Origin of the sequence: Vibrio sp. 10N.222.52.B7 (genome assembly GCF_041474275.1) — a bacterium.
GTDB lineage: Bacteria > Pseudomonadota > Gammaproteobacteria > Enterobacterales > Vibrionaceae > Vibrio > Vibrio crassostreae_C.
Map to the genome: position 1 here is coordinate 1 of NZ_JBFRTU010000754.1, position 357 is coordinate 357.

A 357-nucleotide genomic window follows, 5' to 3' on the forward strand; every position below is an offset into this window, starting at 1 on the left:
GTCGTTAAGAAGAGTGACAAACAATGGGCTAACGTGACGGTACGTTCTGATCAGTACAATGATTCAGTGACCATCAACGGCATTAAGTATGGCAGCACCCCTCTTGAGGTTGCGCTACCAAGTGGTCGTCACCAAGTAACCATTTCCAAACAAGGTTACGAGTCTTACAACCGCGCAGTTACCATCAACGGTAGCGACACTATTTGGGTTAAGCTTCTTCCTAGCAAGGAAAGCCAAGTCCAGTATGAATAGCTCAGCGCTCTAATTAAGATAGCCGTGCCTATTTCACAAAGCTGAATGAATACTCGCCATTTTGTTGGTAGTTATAATCTGTATGATCGTTATAGACAGTATGAT

1 protein-coding gene is annotated in these 357 nt (G+C 43.7%); it reads left to right on the top strand.

What is annotated here, in order from left to right; genetic code table 11:
* The coding region (locus tag AB4512_RS25140; RefSeq protein WP_372176174.1) for a PEGA domain-containing protein at nucleotides 1–252 on the top strand (252 nt) is incomplete at its 5' end.
* Nucleotides 253–357 lie beyond the last annotated feature (105 nt).